General features: G+C 59.1%; 12 protein-coding genes and 8 pseudogenes. 6 read left to right on the top strand and 14 right to left on the bottom strand.

Features of this window, described 5'->3' with window-relative positions; all coding sequences use genetic code 11:
- Positions 1–278: pseudogene (locus BM374_RS37175) on the bottom strand (ISNCY family transposase); the annotation flags it as partial.
- A gap of 90 nt (positions 279–368) precedes the next feature.
- On the opposite strand from BM374_RS37175, the pseudogene BM374_RS38315 reads away from it, so the two are divergent.
- The 4 genes and pseudogenes from BM374_RS38315 to BM374_RS37155 form a co-directional block, all read left to right on the top strand.
- Positions 369–503, top strand: a pseudogene (locus BM374_RS38315) (IS3 family transposase); the annotation flags it as partial.
- Between the two features lie 1,477 nt (positions 504–1,980).
- On the top strand, positions 1,981–2,889 hold the full coding sequence (locus tag BM374_RS37165) for a beta-keto acid cleavage family enzyme (protein ID WP_092303867.1): 909 nt from the start codon (positions 1,981–1,983) through the stop codon (positions 2,887–2,889).
- A 560-nt stretch (positions 2,890–3,449) separates the two neighbouring features.
- Positions 3,450–4,397 (top strand): IS630 family transposase, encoded by a 948-nt coding sequence (locus BM374_RS37160; RefSeq protein WP_244552866.1) that lies wholly within the window; start codon positions 3,450–3,452, stop codon positions 4,395–4,397.
- A 79-nt stretch (positions 4,398–4,476) separates the two neighbouring features.
- Positions 4,477–4,809, top strand: a complete 333-nt coding sequence (locus BM374_RS37155; protein WP_502689498.1) for a hypothetical protein — start codon at positions 4,477–4,479, stop codon at positions 4,807–4,809.
- A gap of 128 nt (positions 4,810–4,937) precedes the next feature.
- Here the strand turns inward: BM374_RS37155 and BM374_RS39840 are convergent, their stop codons facing one another.
- From BM374_RS39840 to BM374_RS38310, 11 genes and pseudogenes are all read right to left on the bottom strand, one after another.
- The gene (locus BM374_RS39840) at positions 4,938–5,075 is read right to left on the bottom strand and encodes a hypothetical protein (protein WP_244552865.1); all 138 of its coding nucleotides are present in this window, start codon (positions 5,073–5,075) and stop codon (positions 4,938–4,940) included.
- A 141-nt stretch (positions 5,076–5,216) separates the two neighbouring features.
- Positions 5,217–5,600 (bottom strand): hypothetical protein, encoded by a 384-nt coding sequence (locus tag BM374_RS39835; RefSeq protein WP_244552864.1) that lies wholly within the window; start codon positions 5,598–5,600, stop codon positions 5,217–5,219.
- A gap of 23 nt (positions 5,601–5,623) precedes the next feature.
- Complete coding sequence (locus BM374_RS39830) at positions 5,624–6,202, bottom strand: IS4/Tn5 family transposase DNA-binding protein (protein ID WP_244552869.1); 579 nt, start codon at positions 6,200–6,202, stop codon at positions 5,624–5,626.
- 208 nt (positions 6,203–6,410) lie between these two features.
- Positions 6,411–7,637: pseudogene (locus BM374_RS37145) on the bottom strand (MFS transporter); the annotation flags it as partial.
- Between the two features lie 1,283 nt (positions 7,638–8,920).
- A pseudogene (locus tag BM374_RS37140) lies at positions 8,921–9,010 on the bottom strand (transposase domain-containing protein); the annotation flags it as partial.
- A 113-nt stretch (positions 9,011–9,123) separates the two neighbouring features.
- A pseudogene (locus BM374_RS40445) lies at positions 9,124–10,101 on the bottom strand (tyrosine-type recombinase/integrase).
- A gap of 31 nt (positions 10,102–10,132) precedes the next feature.
- Positions 10,133–10,465: a site-specific integrase gene (locus BM374_RS40440; protein WP_502689497.1), complete on the bottom strand. Its 333-nt coding sequence runs from the start codon at positions 10,463–10,465 to the stop codon at positions 10,133–10,135.
- Complete coding sequence (locus tag BM374_RS40435) at positions 10,459–10,890, bottom strand: hypothetical protein (RefSeq protein ID WP_502689499.1); 432 nt, start codon at positions 10,888–10,890, stop codon at positions 10,459–10,461. The genes BM374_RS40440 and BM374_RS40435 overlap by 7 nt, the downstream gene beginning before the upstream one ends.
- Complete coding sequence (locus BM374_RS39815; protein WP_244552867.1) at positions 10,887–11,117, bottom strand: tyrosine-type recombinase/integrase; 231 nt, start codon at positions 11,115–11,117, stop codon at positions 10,887–10,889. The genes BM374_RS40435 and BM374_RS39815 overlap by 4 nt, the downstream gene beginning before the upstream one ends.
- A 139-nt stretch (positions 11,118–11,256) precedes the next feature.
- Positions 11,257–11,394: pseudogene (locus BM374_RS39810) on the bottom strand (tyrosine-type recombinase/integrase); the annotation flags it as partial.
- 883 nt (positions 11,395–12,277) lie between these two features.
- A pseudogene (locus BM374_RS38310) lies at positions 12,278–12,391 on the bottom strand (IS66 family transposase); the annotation flags it as partial.
- 238 nt (positions 12,392–12,629) lie between these two features.
- On the opposite strand from BM374_RS38310, the pseudogene BM374_RS39805 reads away from it, so the two are divergent.
- A pseudogene (locus BM374_RS39805) lies at positions 12,630–13,373 on the top strand (IS110 family transposase); the annotation flags it as partial.
- A 128-nt stretch (positions 13,374–13,501) separates the two neighbouring features.
- Here BM374_RS39805 and BM374_RS37110 read toward each other — a convergent pair.
- Both BM374_RS37110 and BM374_RS37105 read right to left on the bottom strand, forming a co-directional pair.
- Entirely contained in the window at positions 13,502–14,461 is a 960-nt protein-coding gene (locus tag BM374_RS37110) for a 3-hydroxyacyl-CoA dehydrogenase NAD-binding domain-containing protein (RefSeq protein WP_092303859.1), read from the bottom strand.
- A gap of 196 nt (positions 14,462–14,657) precedes the next feature.
- On the bottom strand, positions 14,658–17,156 hold the full coding sequence (locus tag BM374_RS37105; protein WP_092303857.1) for a CoA transferase: 2,499 nt from the start codon (positions 17,154–17,156) through the stop codon (positions 14,658–14,660).
- 1,329 nt (positions 17,157–18,485) lie between these two features.
- Between BM374_RS37105 and BM374_RS37100 the strand changes: the two genes are divergently transcribed.
- Positions 18,486–18,696 (top strand): transposase (locus tag BM374_RS37100; RefSeq protein ID WP_143270331.1); only part of this gene is annotated, 211 nt, incomplete at its 3' end.

The raw sequence follows: 18,696 nt of genomic DNA, 5'->3' as shown, positions 1-18,696 counted from the left end.
AACGCCTTCAGCCGCTTCCCGCAGATCCGGTCTGACGCTTCCCAAAGGAGCACGAGCGCGTTGTGTTCTGCCTCATTATAGATCCGACGTCGCGGCCGTCGGCCTGGGCGTGCGTCTTCCTGGCCTCGAAGTAGTCGCATCGCATGCTTGCGATGAAACCCAGTGATGTCGACGAACTCATCTAATATTCGTGCCTTCTTCGCGCGATCCGAATGCCGATAACGCACGCCTGCCGCCGCCGTCAGTTCCTTCCGCGTTGCCATGCTCAGCCGCCCCATCTGCGCCCCCGCTCGTCCCCGACTCAGGGGAGCAATTTACGTGAGGCAACGGCTCAGCATCCGGTAACAATTAAGGCGAGGCAATGCGCCCCAGCGGCCTATGCCGCCCACCTCACCGCAACGGACGACCGGCTGCGCAACCCCGACCAGCTCCGCCGATCGTCCGTTGCTCCACCCGCGCCACTTGGCGTACAAAACTCCGAGACTCTAACCGCCACCGGATGAAAACTCAGTGGCAGGTCAACAGGCACCCTTCCATCACCATCGGGCATACAGGACCGAACCACGCGATTCAACTGAGTAAGCTGGCGCAGAAACCAGTATCCGTGGGAGACCGCGAGCATCAAGGAAGTTGTCGCGTTCGAACTAGGCATGCGCCAGAGGCCGGGCGACCACCGATGCCTTGAACTTTGGCAAGCAGCGAATTCGTTAGGTCGGTTCTGCCCGTTCTGCCGTTGTCGCCTGAGATACATTCGCAGTCTCTGGCGAGTACAGGCTTGTGGGCACGCGGCCGCATTCTGCCATGATCCTTCATCCTTGCGATTCTGGCTAGCAATTGCTCCCCTTTTCGGCTTGACAGTGCGCAATAGCTTCGCCGGCGTGACCTATAAAAGCCTCTTCCAGATCGTCACCCGACCTCACCATCGCCTCCATGGCCGTCCAGCGACGCCGACAGATCTCCCCCGGGAACGTTCAGTGGCCTTCGATGCACGACGGCCGGAGCCACGTTGCGTGTTTGATGGATATGGACTTCCCGATGTGTGTTTCCCGCTCTTCGACATGGCACCTTACAATCCTACTCTTGTTAATTGGCCCGCATGTTTGATTCGTGGTCCTTCCGATCAGGCCTCGCGGCGGCGGCTCTTGCCTATTTCGCCCTTCACGTCCAACAGCTAGCGGTGAACGCTTCCCTCGGCACCACGATCAAGTCGCTGATGCCGAATAGAAGGTATTCATAGCCTTCCCTTCAGACGGGAAAACTTCCCGATGGGCCCGGGTTGGGCCATTTCCGTGGACGCGAGACGGTCCGCAACTTGTCGCCGCTCGATGCAACGATCAGGTCCAAACGCACCATCGAGCTTATATTTGGCCGTCGATCGCCCGATCACGTGGGCTTCGAGGACGCCTCACGCGTTCCTGGACCTTCACGGTCTGCACTGAACTAGATTGTGTGTGGATCTTCTTACAGGGTGATACTCGGCAATAACACGATTCCGGAGCGTATCGCCTACGCACGGTAGCTGCCGTTCGTTCCAAGCGACGACGCTTCTTCCCAAGAAGGCGCTCTTTGCGATCGCATCGACCGTTAGCTCCCACATGAACCTTCATCTTCAAGCAGCGTTCAAGGGTCGCACGAAAAAATAGCGATCGACTTCACGCTACGCGCAATTATCTCACTTTGTTCGATTCACTACTCTTGGTCGGAAACACGGTCAGCATGATTACAATAGCATTTAAAAGCTAACGCCATCTTTCGTGTCTGGACGCCATAGAGGGTTTTCCGCGAGTGGCACGCCAATTGCTGCACTGAGCTGTCGCACTCAACCGGTTCGCAGCGGGCTTGCAAAGAATTTTCCGATGTCGATCCACATGAATGCGCTGACGCCGGTGCCTCGAACCAAGCGCGCATAACTTCTGAAGAATTGACGGCATGGAATGAGGCTTATGATTGGTGAGACGTGAGCAAGAGGAGACAGGTGAGATGATTTCCGACGTATTCATCACGTGCGCTGTTACAGGGGGAGGGACGCCGAAACAACCGAATGTGCCAGTAAGCCCGGAGCGAATCGCTGAGGAGGCGATTGATGCGACGCGAGCGGGCGCGGCGGTGGTACACATTCACGTACGTGATCCGAGGACCGGGCGGGGGTCCCGGGATCCGGCACTGTTTCGGGCAGTAGTGCAGCGCATCCGGGAGTCGGATGTCAATCCGGTGATAAATCTGACGGCGGGTGTTGGATGCAACCTCGTACTGAGTGGGCCGGGCTCTCCGCTGCCGCCGGCAGCGGGGACGGACATGCCAGGCGCGCTTGAACGGCTGGTACACATTGAAGAGCTGCGCCCGGAGATTTGCACACTGGACTGCGGGTCGATGAACTTCGGCACCGTGGACGAGTTCGTGATGGTCAACACTCATGGCATGCTGCGAGCGATGGCCAAACGTGTAAAAGAGCTTGGCGTTCGTCCTGAGCTCGAGGTATTCGATACCGGCCACTTGATACATATTCACGAGCTCATCAAAGAGGGGCTGATCGATGAGCCGCCGTTGATCCAATTGTGCATGGGAATTCGGTACGGCGCGCCGAACGATTTGACCACGCTCATGGCGCTAGTGCATCGGCTACCGCCGCGCACCATCTACTCGGCTTTCTCCATCGGAAGGATGCAGCTCCCCTATGTAGCCTTGGCGCCGTTGGTGGGCGCCAACGTGAGGGTAGGCTTGGAGGACAACCTGTACCTATCCCGTGGGCGGCTCGCGACAAATGCCGAGCTCGTCGAGCAGGCAGTGCTGATTCTCAACTCCATTGGAGCACGGGTGATGAGCTCAGAGGAGGTGCGCGAGAAGCTGGCCCTCAAGATTCATGCCCGAGAAACTAGGGCGCATGGGTAGAACGACAAATTTTTAGAAACAAGCGGAAATTCCTACATGGAAGCGGACGCAAACGGCAGATTTTTAGCTTGGTCGCGACCTCCATACAAACCGCGTCGGCGCCGCACGGACAGATGCCTGCGGCTGGGCGCGGCCACCGACGTCTGCCCGCTATAGGCCAGTCGAACAATCTACTATCGAGGCGTTAACCCGTCCTTGAAATGGACCAAGTCCGCTGACTAGATTTTGTCTCCCGCCAAAAGCTTCTGCCACAACTCTCAGGAAACTTGTGTGATGAACTCCAGATTGATATGGCTGTTGACGTTGCAACAAGTTTTGTTAGGACAACCAGCACATCAGGGTCGTCAACTGGACAAAGCTCGTTCCGGGCGACAACTCAGTTTGCCCGCGGAGGCTTGAGAAGAGGTCGAGGAATTCACTGAGCTTTCGCCAGATTACCTTGAGGTCTTGGAACTCCGCGGCTCGGATCAGGTGCTAGAGCATGTTGTTTTTCGCTGGAATCGGGATTCCCAGAGGGGTGGATTTCTGATTCAAACTCCGTGCTGGTGACGGAGGCCAGCATGGATGACGCGACCGTACTCGGAAGACATCCGGAGCGGGCCTTGGCACGGGCTGACGCGGGCGAGACAGTTCGTTCGATCGCAGAGGCGCTACAGATCAGTCCCTCCTGTGTGACGAAGTGGAAGAACCTGAGGCGAGATACGGGAAGCCTTGCGCCTGGCAAGATCGGCGGCCACAAGAGGCGGGTTCTGCCGGACGCCAATGCCGAGTGGCTACGCAAGCGCATTCGCTCGGGGCCATTTCACCTTACGCAAGTTGACGCAGGAACTGGCCGCGCGCGGGATCAAGACAGACGTGCGGGCGGTGTGGACTTTTGTTCACACCGAGGGGCTCAGCTTCAAAAAAAAACAATTCATCCCACCGAGCAAAACCGTCCCGACGTCGCCCGTAAGCGGACCCGCTGGAAGGCGCATCAAGGCAGGATCGATGCTTCGCGCCTGGTCTTTATCGACGAGACTTGGATCAAGACCAACATGGCGCCGCTGCGCGGCTGGGGACCCTGTGGGCAGCGCCTGCAAGCATATGCACCGTTCGGTCATTGGAAGACCATGACCTTTATCGCGGCGCTACGTCACGACCGCATCAGCGCGCCCTGGGTCATTGACTGTCCCATCAATGGCGAGTTGTTCACGCTCTATGTCGAAAAGGTGCTGGCGCCCACCCTGACAAGGGGCGAAGTCGTCATCCTCGACAATCTCGGTAGTCACAAGGGCAAGTCGGCCCGCGATGCCATCCGTGCCAAGGGAGCGCATCTGCTCTTCCTGCCGCCCTACAGTCCAGACCTCAATCCGATCGAGCAAGTTTTCGCCAAACTCAAACACTTGGTCCGAGCTGCCGAGCCTCGTGACGTCGAGGCAACCTGGCAAAAGGTCGGCGAACTCCTCGATCTCTTCTCTGCCGAAGAGTGCGCCAACTACCTCAAAAACTCAGGCTATGTTTCCGTATAAAAACAGCATGCTCTAGTCTACACGAGCTGCTGCCCTGGAATTGGACGCCAGCATCATCAGCGATCGACGCTCGAGCAGCATGACCACCCACGTCAACAAGGTCCATCACGTCACGACCATCACCCAGGTCGCGAAAGACCTCGGCGAAGATGAAGATTGGGTACGAGATGTCGCCAACGAAATGAAGATCGAGGACGGCGCCATTTGGGTGTTTGGCGTTGGCGAAGACGGCGTTCAAGCGTTCACCGACTTCCGCATCGAGCGTCTCATCGAGCTCATTCAAGTTTATAAAGAGAATCCGGAATCGCTTAGACGCTGGCCGCGCATCCAACCGACCCCGCGGTCTACGCCGGCTTTCAATTACCCACATTTCCAGCCGCTGCGATTTCGGCGCCGAGTTCGATATCTGTGAGTCTCGAGAGGCCGCGCCAGATGACAACATTTCCAGGCGGCGGATCGCCCGCCCTGGCCAGGTAGCCACCCAATCGTGCACGTTTGGTAAGATAAAATGCAAGGGTTCCAGGGCCACATCGTCGATGGTCAGGCGCCGCTGATGAGTCGATCGAGCAACGCGATCTCGGTGTCCATCAATGCGAGCTTCGGTGACGCGTCTGGGGCGATGCGATTGAGCATGGTGAGCCAGAGGACGCGCCAGGTCAGAATGCAGAAGGCCGCCATTAGATTGGCAAGTCGCTCCGCGGTCCGGAGTTTTGAGTCTTCCGCCTTGCAGCCCGATTTCAGGATCGTGGAACACCTCGATTTTCCACCGCATGGCGTACCAGTTGATCTTCTCGATTGTTTCAGAGCGACTGCGGACGGCTAGGTCCGTGATGAGCTTCCACTCAATTGGTTTACGGCCTTTTGGCGTACCGCGCTCGGTGGCATGATTATCGTCAGGTCGAGGGCTGGATAACGTTTCTGCTTCCCGATGGGAGGCAAGACCGCGATCCGCTTGAACTTGATTTCCAGCGCGGCCTTCGTCATCTCTCCCTTGTCGTTGCGCACGTCGATGTAATGCAAGCCCTTGACGCTGGTCTCTTCCATCTCGATTGCAATCGTATGACCGCCATCGCCTGCCAGCCGATCGACGCAGGCGCGGACAAGGAAGTGAGCGCCAAGCTTTTGCGTCAGGCAAGATAATTCGTAGATGTCGCTTTCACGGTCGCCGATATGAATGCAACGCGCCGTGCTTGAGATTGTCAAGCCAGCAAACGCTTTCCTACTTCTCAATCGGAACGCGGGTTGGGTTGATCTTCTTGAGCTGCGCCGTGCCTTTGAACTTTTTCCGTGTCCAGAACTTCACCGCCGCCAAGCCCAGCGGTAGGCCCTCGACGGTCACGGCGAGACTGGAATGCATCAGCATTCCGGCAGACCGTGTGATGGCGCCAACGGCCGTCCTTATCCCGGCCGCTGTTGACGCTCTTGGTCAGGCCAATAGCGCTCGTGTTTGCGCGCTGGTAGGAGAATTTCGTCGTGTCCTGAATAAGGAGGATCGGGCCTCTACAATCATCGTAACGCGCGCGCGTGGCGGCGAAGTGACCGCTGAGGATGTCGGCTTCCTCCGCGCGCTCGTTGGCGAAGAAGCAGTAAGCCGCCTTCGTGTTCGCCCAGTCCTGGCACGCGAACGGTATGCTCCCGCCCATGCCGTCACCAATTTGCTTCAACCGCTCGCTAAATCGTTGACCGAGACGGGCATCCTTGAACGCTGTCTTGTCGATCTCGCGCTCCGTCCAATGTTCGAGGGCACTTTCATCACCATCATCCGGCTCAGCCGACCAACGACACGTCGTCCCGCTTGAACACATCAAGGCACCTCGCCGTCGCGATTCAGGTGCCCGACAATGAATCACAAGCGATTCATCCGATTCCAGATTTTTCGATCAGGACTACCGCAATGAATCAAGCATTTGTGGGTAATTGAAAGCTACGCCGGATGGGTGCGCCGAACGGGGCTTGGGAGGCATCGCTCTTAGCCGGAAATCCCGAATAGTCCGGTTATTCCCGCTGGGTGCTCCTCGGAATGCGCAGCCAAAGCCCCAATAGTGGTGAAGCCAGCATTAGGCCAGCCGAGGCCAGGAGCGCCGCTTGGACGCCCGCAAAATCGAGCAGATGGCCCCAACCCCAGCTGCCAAAGGCAATGCCGCCTGATCCCGCGGCCTGGTGGATTGCGATCGAACGGCCCACCATCCAGCGTGGCGCAGACAGCTGCACGCCAATGTTGAGCAGCGTCCACCCCATCATCCACGCACCGCCCGACACGATCAGCGAGGCGGCCGTCAACACCGGCTCACGGTTAAGCGCGACCGCGACAATCGCACCGCCCATCGAGAGCGCACAAGCGCAGATCGCGCTTTCGTCGCTCATCCGGCTGCGCAGCTCCGTGACTATGAGCGCGCCGATCACCGAGCCCAGACCAAAGGCACTGACCATGATACCATAGGTTTTGGCGCCACCGTGCAGAAGATCGCGGGCGACCAGCGGCATCAGGGCGACAATGCCGCTGCCGATCGCACCCGTCACCATCGTGCGGATCAAGACGATCTTGATAGATCGTGAATTGGTGATGTAGCGCAAGCTCGAAACGATGGCGCGGTTGAGCCTTTCAGGTGGCGGACGAAAAGGTTCTGTAATGCGTCGCCAATGGAACAATGCGACCATCAACGGCAAATAGAGCAATGCACTGAGCGCGAACGTGGCTACCGCGCCCGCCGTTGCCACCACAATGCCGCCGACGGCTGGCCCCACGCTGAGCGCAAGATTGTAGCTGATGCTGTTCAGCGCAACTGCTGCGGGAAGCGCTTCCGGCGGCACCTGCTCACTAACAGAGGATTGCCAAGCTGGACTCAACAGCGCCCAGCCGCAGCCGATCACGAAGCACAATGCGAGCAAGAGGTTCGGGGTGATGAGGTCGAAACAGGCGAATGTCGTCAACGCGGTCGCGCCCGCGAGCGAGATGGAGAGCGAGACCAGGCCTACGATGCGCCGATCATACATGTCGGCAATTGCCCCGGCTGGCATCGAAATCAGCATAACCGGCAGCATTACTGCGGTCTGCACAAGAGCGACCTTTTCGGACGACGCTGTCATCTGCGTCATCGCCCAAGCCGCGCCGACTCCCCGGATCAGCACGCCGAGATTAAACAGTAAGCTGGTCAGCCAAATGTACCGGAACGCATCATACTGCAGCGGCACTGTGAGGCCGATGGCGCTGAACATGTCGGCGTTGGTTTTGTCGCTCATATCGATTCCTGCGCTAATCGCAACAGACAAATTTTGAATTCCGAAGAAGTTTCGGCTAGCAAGCAGCCGGGTCCGGTCTCGACATGCACTTGTGAAGAGCTAGTTCAAACCAGTACGTCGAGTAAGCCTGCGAGCTCATTCTCGGAAGCCGCGGTCCGCGTCCACGCAGCTGGCCCTCGACATTTCTCTTGCTAGAATGCAGATACGTAGCAACACCGTTTCTTCCAGGAGTCAATATAGTATTCCCCATTAGAGTAGGCAGGGTCGTGGTCCTCGTTATGGAGGTACAACTCGCTCTTTAAGCAAAGACCAACTCATCACGATAGCTCCTCATAACGATAGGACAAGAAGCCGCAATGGTAAGCTCGATCGATCTATTCATCGTCCACGCCAGTACTGTATCAGAGAGGCCAAACCGACTCACAAGGAGTGCGCCGCATCGTGCCGCGTTCGTGTCGATGGAGATGGATCCGCGGTGAGGAGCTGCTCGTTGCTGGGCTGCACGCGATGACGTCTGATAAATGGTCGCGAGGCATACAGAGTTCTTGAGCAACGCCAACGTCGGCACCTGCACTGGCGATTGACGACCTCGGTGAGCTGTAAAGTGGAAAACGCGTCGCTCCCGCCGGCGGCCATCATCTTTGTTCCTCTGAAGGCTGCCAATGATCCCTCTGGCGAAGGAGCTATACAATGAAGTGGTGATGACGCGTGGAGAGAGGCGGCGCGTCGCGCCTGTCAGAACCTTTTGAGGAGAGCAATGCTCGATGACCGGTGCGACCAACATGCCGGCCTTTCGTCGGCGGTCTGCGGTTGACGATTCACTGACAGAAATTCGGCGGAACGAAGCCCTTGAGCTACTCGCCTGGGTCGTAGAGATCGAGCTGCAGGCATTTCTGGCGACGACGGCAGAGCTAAACCTGCCGAATGGCCGCGCCGTGTTGTGCGGTACGGCTTTGGCTCTGCCCGTAGAGATTGCTGCCGCTCGGCGCGATCGAGATCGGCCAGCCCAAGGTCGAAGACCATGGTGCGACCGGAGCCGATCGGATCCGCTTCACTTAAGCGATCCTGGCGCTGTGGGGCCCTGCGGACGATGAGGGGAATGCCCTGCTACCGATGCTCTGTCTGCGCGGCATCTCGACTGGCGATTTCCAGAAAGCGATCTTGGCGCTGCTCGGCGAGCATGCGCCGAACCTGTCGGCATCCGTGATCTCAGGCCCAGAAAGCGTCGTGGCAGGGCGAATTACGACCGCTGGCACAGGCGCGATCTCGCAGCGCGGCACTAGCTAAACTAGTCGACGGGCCGGATCAGCGGCAATGCGGGCAAGAACATCAGCCAGCCGGGCCTGCGGATCGACGCCGTTCATTTTAGCCGTTTATGCCGCCCGCCGAACTATGCCGAACGGGTTTGGTATGGCACGCAATTGTCACGCTGGCACCGTCGATCGCGTGCAGGGCAGCCCCATTCCACTGGGCATAGTCTGGTCGATCAGAGCGCCTCCAGAAAGGCGAGCAAGCGGTCGTTCGGCTGGAAGCGGGTTCGTTTGCCGTTTGCCGCGCTCGTACGGCTTAAGCTTCGCCAGGGCAGCTTCCTTGAGGGCGAGGTGAGCGTGCAGGTACGTCTGCGTCGTCTCGACCGATTCATGACCGAGCCACAGCGCGATCACGGAGCAGTCGACGCCGGCCTGCAGCAGTTCCATCGCAGCGCTGTGCCTCAGCACGTGCGGTGACACGCTCTTGGCCTTCAAGGACGGGCAACTCTTCTGAGCGACGCGAACATGCTTTCCCAGGAGCGACTGGACTCTGTCGGCACTGAGCTGGCCCCCGTGCACGTTGGGGAACAACGATGTTGCTCCTTTACGTAACGGCTCCTTGCCATGCCTGGAGCGCGCACCGAGCGAGTGTGGTCAGCGGAGGGGTCCGCTCCTTCCGCCCTTTACGACGCATCGTACGTGTGCGCCAGACCCGAGGTGGACGGCATGCCGGTCAAGGCCGGTCAGCTCGGAGAGCGCAAGCCCGTCTGGGCCGCGACCAGCAGCAAGGTGTGATCGCGGCGGCCAAGCCACGTCGTTCGATCGGGCGCCGCGAGAACCGCCTCGATCTCGGCGCGCGTCAGGAAGTGCACCTGTCGCTTATCGTGGCGCTTGCTCGGTATGGCGAGCACGCGCTGGATCAGCGCGCTCTGTGCCGGCTCCTCGAAGGACACGAACCTGAAGAAGGATCGGATGGCGGTCAGACGCAGGTTACGCGTCTTCGCGCTGGCGCCGCGCTTTACTTCGAGATCGGTTAGGAACGCGCCGATGAACGTTGCGTCCAAATCGGTGAACGTCAGGGCCGATGGGGACTTCCGCAGCTGCACCTGTGCGAACATGAACAGCAGCCGGAACGTGTCCCTGTAGGAGGCGATCGTGTTGGCGCTAACATTGCGCTGGCGCATGAGGCGCTCGGTGAAGAAGCGCTCGATCAACGTGGCGACATTGCATTCATGACGTCACCTCTCACCGTCGATCGAGACGCCGCGCCGTTTCCATCAACTCGGGGTAGGCCGAGAGATACCAGTAAGTATAGCGCACGGCGAAGCGATGACGGAAGTCGTGCACGCGTGGCCCGGTATGATCACCTGGGCGCCACAGCCCAATCTCTCTGGACAATCGCCAGAAGACGCGATGAACGTACTGGTGCAGCAAGCGGCCTCCCTGTTCGGCAACGAAGAAGGTCGAGCCGCAGCGTGATCCGCGCCGGTGGGCGTAATCGCGCAACGCGGTTCTTGGCGTCGGATGCAATGGCACGAGCCGCGACTTGCCGAACTTGGTCAGCCGGACCGTCAGCACGCCGGCGTCGAGTCACCGCGATCAGCCCGAACAGGGTATGGTACGTCCATCGGCGCAGCCCGCCCGCTGGCGGCAGTGCCAGCGCTGCCGTCAGCAACGCATCGATCTCCGCGTCGCTGTAGACATAGGGCTTGGGGCGCTTCCATCCGGGCAGCATGCCGACGGGCGGTACCTCCGTTCTCGGATCGAAGTTGGCGACATGGCGCGAACCCGCGCACGTCGCTCAATCGCAGCGCCCAGGATGCATGACGATCGGGCGGCAGCGTTGCCCATTCCATTGCCAGCTTCGTCGTGATGATCCTGGCTTTGCGCTTCTCCATGAAAGCGACGAAGTCGGCGAGCCGACGGGTCTGGTGCTCGTACTTGTATCCAAACCCCTGGCGCATGTTCAGGTACTTATCGAGTGCGGCGCGCAGATTTGTCATTGCATGCCTCCCGGCCAGGGCAGGCTCAATGTTCTCAACGCATCGATGTCCACCTTCGCGTAAATCCGGGTAGCGTCGTGATTCTCGTGCCGCAGCAACTGTCCGATCTCCGACAAGGTCGCGCCAGATCGGAGAAGCTCGGTAGCGAGACTGTGTCGGAAGATATGGGCGCCGCGGTGTGCAGAACCGTCGATTCCAACGCGATCGAGGGCGGCCTTGGCGATCATGGTGATCGCACATCCGAAGCAAACCCGATGTGCGGCGCGAGTGTGCGGACGAACAACCGTCGGCACGGCGACTTTGGCGGCCACTGCGCAGATATGCAACGATGGCCGCGCCAACGTCTGGCGGTATCGGCATCCTTGCACGCTGTCGGCCCTTGGCGCGAACGAGTATCTCGCTGGCGCGCCAGTCGATATCATCGAGCGTGAGCGTCGCGACTTCGTCGGCCCGCAGGCCGAGCTTGGCCAGCAACAACAGAATGGCGTAGTCGCGCCGTCCCATCACCGTCTTTCGGTCGCAACCGTCGAGAGCCTTCCGCACCTGTGCGGCAGGCAGATAGGTCTGCAGAGTTGCGAGCTTCCATCGCCGCATCGATGGAACGCTATCCGCCAAGGGGCGCGTTCAGCCCCCGATGGTGGAGGTAACGGAGAAAGGCGCGCAACGACCAGCGCATCGCCTTGCCTGTTCCCGGGCTCCAATCCTGGGCATGGCGCTCAATGTAGCGGATCACGTCCTCTTGTTTGATCTAGCACAGGGCGGCGGCGCCGCCGGAGCACACCTCGTGCAGGAACCTGCGGATGACTGGGAGATGGCGGACGATGGACCTCGGGGCCAAGCCGCCCTCCCGATCTCAGGTAGGCATCGAACTCCATGAAGATCCGTTCGTGCGGGGTGAGAGGCGGTAGCACCAACGGCGCGATCGCGCCTTCCTCGCGCAGCACCGACAGCCACCGCTTGAGCGCAGCTCGGTCACCGGGTTGGATAGACTGCCTCCCGCCTCGATGTCGGAGGTACCGCTCAACGACCTGCTCATCGAGATCGACCAGCTTGTAGCGACGGCCCGCGATCCAACTCAGGAGCCCGCCAACTACGTTGAGGCAACGCCACGCGCCGTGCCGAACGAGCCTCTCTTCGACGAGACGAGCGGCGTAGCACTCGACCAGCCGTCCATACGGCCCGATTCTGAGACGCCGGTACAGTCGGCTTCTGCCCAAGTACTCTTCAGCTTCCATCTTCCTGTTCTCCGCTGTTGAAAGCGGAGGCACAGAACGAACTATGCCGAACCGACCAAACGCCGGTCAGCGAGAAATCTGGGGAAGACGACCCGACTCGGCATAGTTCGGCGGGCGGCATAAACAGCGCTATGCCGCGCGCGGCATAGGAAGGTGACGATCAGGCTGTACATGGCCGCAGCGCGCCGACCTCCGCGATCAGAGCCGCAGAACAGCCAAGATTTTCGCCCGAGAGCGATGCCTCGCAGGCCCCTTTCGGCGGCATTGGTAAAGGTCATGATGTTTCAGCACTCAAACCCGGTGGAGAGGACCGGTCGTCCGGATCAGTCTGTCCAAGCCGGGATAGGGGCGCTGGAGCACGAAACGGTGGCAGGCCGCCATGACCATGAGCTGTGAGCTCGCTTTGTTACTTGGCCGCCCCTACGACTTGCCCGGCTGCGCTGCGAGCGCGGATCCGTAGATGTCGTGCAAGCCACTGGCTCCTGAGACAAAGGAGAACCAAGCATGCAAATCGTCGGCATGGACATCCACCGATCCTTCGTCCAAGTGGCGATCCTGGAGGACGGAACAATAATCCGACAGCTCCGCGTTGATGTCGTCCACCATCGGCTTGTCGCCTTTGCCAAGACACTGAGCCTCGAGGATGAGGTGGTCATCGAGGTAACGGGCAACAGCGCGGCGGTCGAACGTATTCTGCGCCCGCACGTTAAGCGCGTCGCGGTCGCCAATCCGAGGCTCGTTCGGACGATCGCCTATGCGCGAGTCAAAACGGACAAGGTCGATGCTCGGACCCTGGCAAAGTTGCATGCTGCCGGCTTCTTGCCGGAGGTCTGGGTTGCTGACGAGGACACCCAAAGCCGCCGGCGCCAGATGGCCGAGCGCGCTGGCGTCTTGGCGCAGATCATCCGGATTAAAGCACGCATGAAGGCTATCCTGCATGCGAACCTCATCCCGCCCTACAAAGGCTATCTCTTCGGCAAGCGCGGACAGCATTGGCCGCACAGTCTGCCTCTTCCATCGAAGGAGCGTGCGATGCTCCAGCGTCTTATCACGGAACTCGAACGCGTGACGAAGCAACTGTCGGAAATCGACAAAGTCGTGGCCCAGCAGGCTCTGGACGATCGACGGGCTCTCAAGCTGATGACGATCCCCGGCGTGAGTTCGGTCGTCGCATCGAATGTACTGGCCTCCATCGGCGACATCGCACGCTTCCAGTCACCGGATAAGCTCAGTAGCTACTTCGGTTTGACCCCTCGAGTCGGCAATCGGGAGAGCATCCGGCAAGGCATGGTTGTACTGGCGCACCAGACCATCCGGCATCGACGAACGCGGCGCACGAACCGAAAAAGAGCGGAGTACGATCTTGGTGCACCTGTTCAGACTCCGTGTTTCGAAATTCCCGCTCTCTTCTGGGCGAGCAGCGTCTCGCAGACCATGCGATCCCGTGCCGTTGCAATTTCGGTTCTGTCGCGACCTGCCACCATGCCGCGACAGCCTTCCTCCATCGCTTGAATTAGCTCAGGGGTGAATTCTGCAGGTTGCAAGTGGGAAAGAAAGGGCTCGCTGCCCAGATGGAAACGATCAAAATACGCGCGGACACCCGCTTGAGTTCCCAGGTGCCGGACCATGCAGGGACCGATTGCGGTCCACCGTGGGGCAAGTCCGTGCACGACCGCGGCATCGACCTGCTGGGGTGTTGCGTGCCCCTCAGCGACGAGGTGCATGGCCTCCCGCTCCAACGCCGCCTGCAGGTGATTGGCAATGAAGCCCCGGGTCTCGTGATCCATGCGAATGACGACCTTACCCAGTGATCTATAAAACCCATCTGCCGCAGCGAGCGCCTCGGCACTCGTATACGGCGCACCAGCGACCTCCACCAACGGGATGAGATAGGGCGGATTGAATGGGTGTCCGATGACCACGCGCGGCGATTGCGTCCGCCCAGCTTGGAGATCAGCTATGGTGATCCCGGAGGTGGATGAAGCGATGACCACGTCCGCCGGCACAAAGGGCTCGATCTCGTCGTAGAAGCTTCGCTTCAGCTCCAGCCGGTCCGGAACACTTTCTTGCACGAAATCTGCGGTCGTTACCGCCTCGGCCGCTGTGCTCGCCCAACTTAAGGTGCCCCGATCCTCCGCACGCGCACCGAGGCGCTCCAGTGTCGGCCAAGCCGTCGTGAGGAACTTGTCGAGGCGTTCCGGGGCGTCTGCCGCCCGCGCCCAAACGATAACGTCGAGCCCGCGTGCGAGAAAGAGAGCTGCGAACCCGCCGCCGATCAGTCCCGTTCCCACGCAGGCCACTCTGCGAATGCGATCAGGCCCCCGGAAGGTGCTCATGTCGCTGTCTCCGATCTTCTGACCCCGTCGGCATGATGAATGTCCTTTCTAGCAAACTGTCTCTAACGACGAATTTGGGTGACCACCGCAGAGCGATCCGCTTCCACGCGATCTGACGTGCGTAGGGAAACAGCCTCTGCGGAGCTATGCTGTCTCTGCTACTGGCTTTATGAGAAAGGCGAACGTTTGCCTCTCTTCAATTTGGTAAATACTCACGGCTCCAGCTTTCGCTTATGGCACCTGCGACGAGCAACGCGTCTATTTCGGCGTCCGAGTATTGCAATGACCGCAAAACTTGCCTCGTCGATGCACCGTATTTTTCCGCGGAATGGAGAGCATATACCTTTCCCGCAGTGGGCCGGATTGCGAAAAGATCAACTTGCGTCACGGTATGCCCGCTGGGATGAGCACCAAATACGGAGAAGGAATAACTATCCTGGTCGATCCCTGGGGTGCTATCGGCAGGCCTTGAATTTGCTAAGCGGATAGCCGCGATGCTGTCGCAGCTCGCAGCGCCGATATCGGCTGCATGAAATCTTTGTAACCATTCCTCGGCCGGTACCTTCCGGATAGCCTCGGCAAGGAAAGAGGCTCGATCTTCTATGCGCGCAGAAGCAAGCCCTTCAAGACCGTCGATTTCAGTAAGGCGAGGAAGGTCATGCTCCAAGGCGCTGAGCACGAGACTGCGGCCGGAAGCTGTTTCGTACAAATGGACGAGCGCATCATAGCCCTTGGCATGGAGGCCGGACGGCTCTTCGAATTCGCTGCGCCCATCATAGTCGTAGCAGAATGGCACCTGAAGAAGGCCTGAGAGTGCGGACAGTGAAGTCCGGGCCCGTTCCGTTTTGCCGATTTTGGCCTTTTGGTAGATTGCGGCAGCAATAACGAGAGCCGCGGCAAAACCGCCCATAACATCGAGTGTCCCGATGTGCGCGTATTCTTCCGGTGTCTCCGCAGAACCGCCGCACCTCAGCATGATGCCAGTTGTCGCCTGCACGAGGTTTTCGTAGCCGAGGTAGTCGCTGCGAGGACCACGTCGAATGCCCCCAAAACAATCAAGTTGGCAGAAGATCGCATTTTCGTTAAGCTTTTTCATGCTATCCGAATCGAGCCCTCTGCGCTGCACTTGGTCGTCAGATGCATTCCAGAGGACGACATCAACAGACTTTACCAACTTCTCAAGGACTTCACGGCCGGGGGATGATTTTATGTCCACCAGAATGGAGCGCTTGCCGCACAAATGCGTCATGCCGGAGAGCACTGTGGTTGGGCCGTAAGGAGGCCTTACTGGATCCACCTTGATCACTTCAGCTCCGAAACGTGCGAGATAGCAAGTCGAATGCGGACCAGCGATTACGTTGCTGAGGTCGAGAACCCGGACACCGTCGAGCCATCCCGCTGACCTTTCCACCGCCTGGCCCGCCTGCAGCTTGGTAGGGCTTGCCAAAAATTCGCTGAGTGCTTGATCGAAAGAAATCGATTTCCGGGGAGAAGGTTTCAACATCGCTTCCCCGCTCCCCTCCAGCCAAGCCACCGGTCCGGGCTGGATCATCCGACCGTACCCGGGATCGTCGAGCTCGAGCATCAGGCCCGTCTGTTTGGCATGATCGTCGCCGATCCATTCCCGTAGCCAACGTTGCATCGCGCCGGGAATTCGCGCGTCCCCGAAGATGCGCTCCCATTCCTTTGCCGTTTGGGTCAGGAAGATCGTCTTCATCCGTCTGGCGATCTTGTCGGCCCAATATTTCGGCAAAGCAGACGCGAGCGAGACGTCGGATCTCCATTCGACCATAGGAAGATAGGCATCGACCTCCTCTGCAAACCCCTCGGCTACCAGTTGGTCGTAAAGTCCGAGCACCTCCAAGCAGCGCTTAGTGTGAACCTTGTGACCCAAGCAGACGACATAGAACATGCGACCGTCCTTGCATCTGTAATTGCGGAAAAACGGATCGAGCAGCTCTTGCGAGGACTCATAAGACATATCCATCGGCAAGCCGGTCTCGCGACGCCGAGAGATCTCCCGCTCACGTTGACACTTGTAGCGGGGCGGAAGGTTATCGATGGCGATTAAGTTATATGCGAGGCCCTCCATTATCGCACACGCAAGAGGCACCTCGATTTGGTCGCCGATGCCGCTGCGCTCCCGCGCCTGAAGCGCCAAGACCGTGGCGGATACTGCGAGCATCGTGCCGTAAGCGGATGCCAGAGGCAGCGGGGAGAATGACGGATTGATACCCATTAGCACGCGGCTTAGTCCCATGTCAGTAAACAGGCCCGAGGATGCCGCGACCACAGGCTCGAAGGCGCGCCACTCGCGACGGAGCTGATCGCTGGAAGCAAAGCCCGGAATTGACACTGTTATCTTATCCGGCCGCGCTTTGCGCAAGGTCGCAAAGTCGATCCCGAGCCGGCACAGCACTCCCGGTCGGAAATTCTCGACTACTATATCCGCTTCTTCGACAAGCGCCTGCGCGTGCGACAAGCCCTTCTCAGTCTTCAGATCGATCGAGACGATCAGCTTGTTTCGGTTGAGGACCGCATTGGCGGGGCTGTCCCAAAGAGGACCTGAGGGGGGATCAACATGCACGACCGTGGCACCAAGATCCCCCAGGATCATCGCCACTGCTGGGCCTGCAATATACTGGCCGAAATCTACGACCTTGACGCCAAAGAGAGGAAGTGTTGAACGTTGCATCGATATTCTCCATCTGTTCGTTCGGGAGCGGAGTTGCGAGCAGAACGCAAGTCGCTCGATGGCGGAACTCGTTGCGCGCTGCACTGAGTTTGATCACGGGTCCTAGGTTTGGTCCTAGGGCTTGCCAGGGCCGCCTCCCTCGCCGCAGGCGAGTTCGCGGCCAGTGCAGCCAGATGCTCTAGCTGGCGGGCTCCGGACACAAATAGGTCTATCTGGGCACCGATCTCGCGCTCGCCGCGCCCGAATACGTGGATTGCAATCATCGAGTCGCGCGCTCACGCCCGCATTAAACGAGCTGTCCGATCATGATCGCCTCATATGCGGTCCTGCTGTTCGATCTTCCGCAGCGCACGGGCGACGCAATCTTGCAGCTGGCCCCGCCTTAATTTCGCCAGAGGGACCATTGGAAACCTTCATGCCAAAAACATGTGGCCACGCGCGGGAGCATTTCCATTTTACGGCTCACTCAGGTCGCCAATCGCCAGTGCAGGTGCCGACGTCGCCATTACTGAGGAACGCTGTCTGCCATGCAGCTTGGGCGCGGACTCGCCACCGTTTATCGGACGTCATCCCGTCCAACTCGGCAACGAGCATCTGCTCATCACGCATCCATCTCCAACAACACGAACGCGGCGCAATGCGGTGCACTCCTCGTGAACGGTGTGGCCCTCTGATCCGCACCTCGCCTAGGATAAATAGATCGACCGAGCTTACTATTGTGGCACATTGTCCTATCGTGATGAGTTGGTGTTGCCTGCACGGGGAATTTATACATCCTTAAGAAGGTTCAGGGCACTGCCTACTCTAGTGGGGAATACTAAATTGACTATTTCAACGAGCGAGGTTGCTACGTATTCGTATCCAAAACATTGGAGCGGTATGGCGAACTAGTCGGCTCGATTGGGGCCCCTGACGAGCTTGAGTACCTGCTTGCTAAGTACGAGAAAGCCGGGGAACTTACCTGATAAACAGTTGGCTGAAATAGACGTCGTGGCTCGTCGCATGCAGCGCACTGAGAAGGATGGCTGGTCCTCGCTCGAAGTAACCCGAAGGCGGCGGCGACATTCCCTTCATTGCCCGCCGATTGGCTCCTTCTTCAACAGCCTGCTAAAGCGTGAATGGGTTTAGGTTGAATCCATTTGGGATTCCCAATCAGTGCGTTTCTGATCCACCATGCTGGCTGGATAGGAGGCCAGCATGGATGGGCAAGCCTTATTCTCTGGATCTCGTAAACGTAACGTGCCGCGATCGGGCGGGATGTCCCGTGACCTTGCCCCTCGGGCTTAATCCAGTTTGAAGTTCGTTCTGGCCCACGACAAGGACCAGAGCATGAAGCGCAGCCGCTTTACGGAAGAACAGATCATCGGGATTTTGAAGGAGCATGAGGCCGGCGTGTCAGTCGCCGATCTTTGCCGCAAGCATGGCGTCAGCGACGCCAGCATCTACAAATGGAAGGCCAAGTTCGGTGGGCTGGAGGTGTCGGAGGCCAAGCGGCTGAAGACGCTGGAGGACGAGAACACGCGGCTGAAACGGTTGCTGG

Source organism: Bradyrhizobium sp. Ghvi (assembly GCF_900115265.1).
Lineage (GTDB): Bacteria > Pseudomonadota > Alphaproteobacteria > Rhizobiales > Xanthobacteraceae > Bradyrhizobium.
Note: the sequence above shows the minus strand (reverse complement) of the source record. Positions and strands in the feature narration are given on the sequence as shown.

Excerpts from the sequence above, each read along its gene's own strand:
- BM374_RS37110 (WP_092303859.1), bottom strand. The coding sequence starts at position 14,461 with ATGAGCACCTTCCGGGGGCCTGATCGCATTCGCAGAGTGGCCTGCGTG.
- BM374_RS37165 (WP_092303867.1), top strand. The coding sequence starts at position 1,981 with ATGATTTCCGACGTATTCATCACGTGCGCTGTTACAGGGGGAGGGACG.
- BM374_RS39830 (WP_244552869.1), bottom strand. The coding sequence starts at position 6,202 with ATGTGTTCAAGCGGGACGACGTGTCGTTGGTCGGCTGAGCCGGATGAT.
- BM374_RS39840 (WP_244552865.1), bottom strand. The coding sequence starts at position 5,075 with ATGGCGGCCTTCTGCATTCTGACCTGGCGCGTCCTCTGGCTCACCATG.
- BM374_RS37160 (WP_244552866.1), top strand. The coding sequence starts at position 3,450 with ATGGATGACGCGACCGTACTCGGAAGACATCCGGAGCGGGCCTTGGCA.
- BM374_RS39815 (WP_244552867.1), bottom strand. The coding sequence starts at position 11,117 with ATGATCGCCAAGGCCGCCCTCGATCGCGTTGGAATCGACGGTTCTGCA.
- BM374_RS37105 (WP_092303857.1), bottom strand. The coding sequence starts at position 17,156 with ATGCAACGTTCAACACTTCCTCTCTTTGGCGTCAAGGTCGTAGATTTC.
- BM374_RS40435 (WP_502689499.1), bottom strand. The coding sequence starts at position 10,890 with ATGACAAATCTGCGCGCCGCACTCGATAAGTACCTGAACATGCGCCAG.
- BM374_RS37155 (WP_502689498.1), top strand. The coding sequence starts at position 4,477 with ATGACCACCCACGTCAACAAGGTCCATCACGTCACGACCATCACCCAG.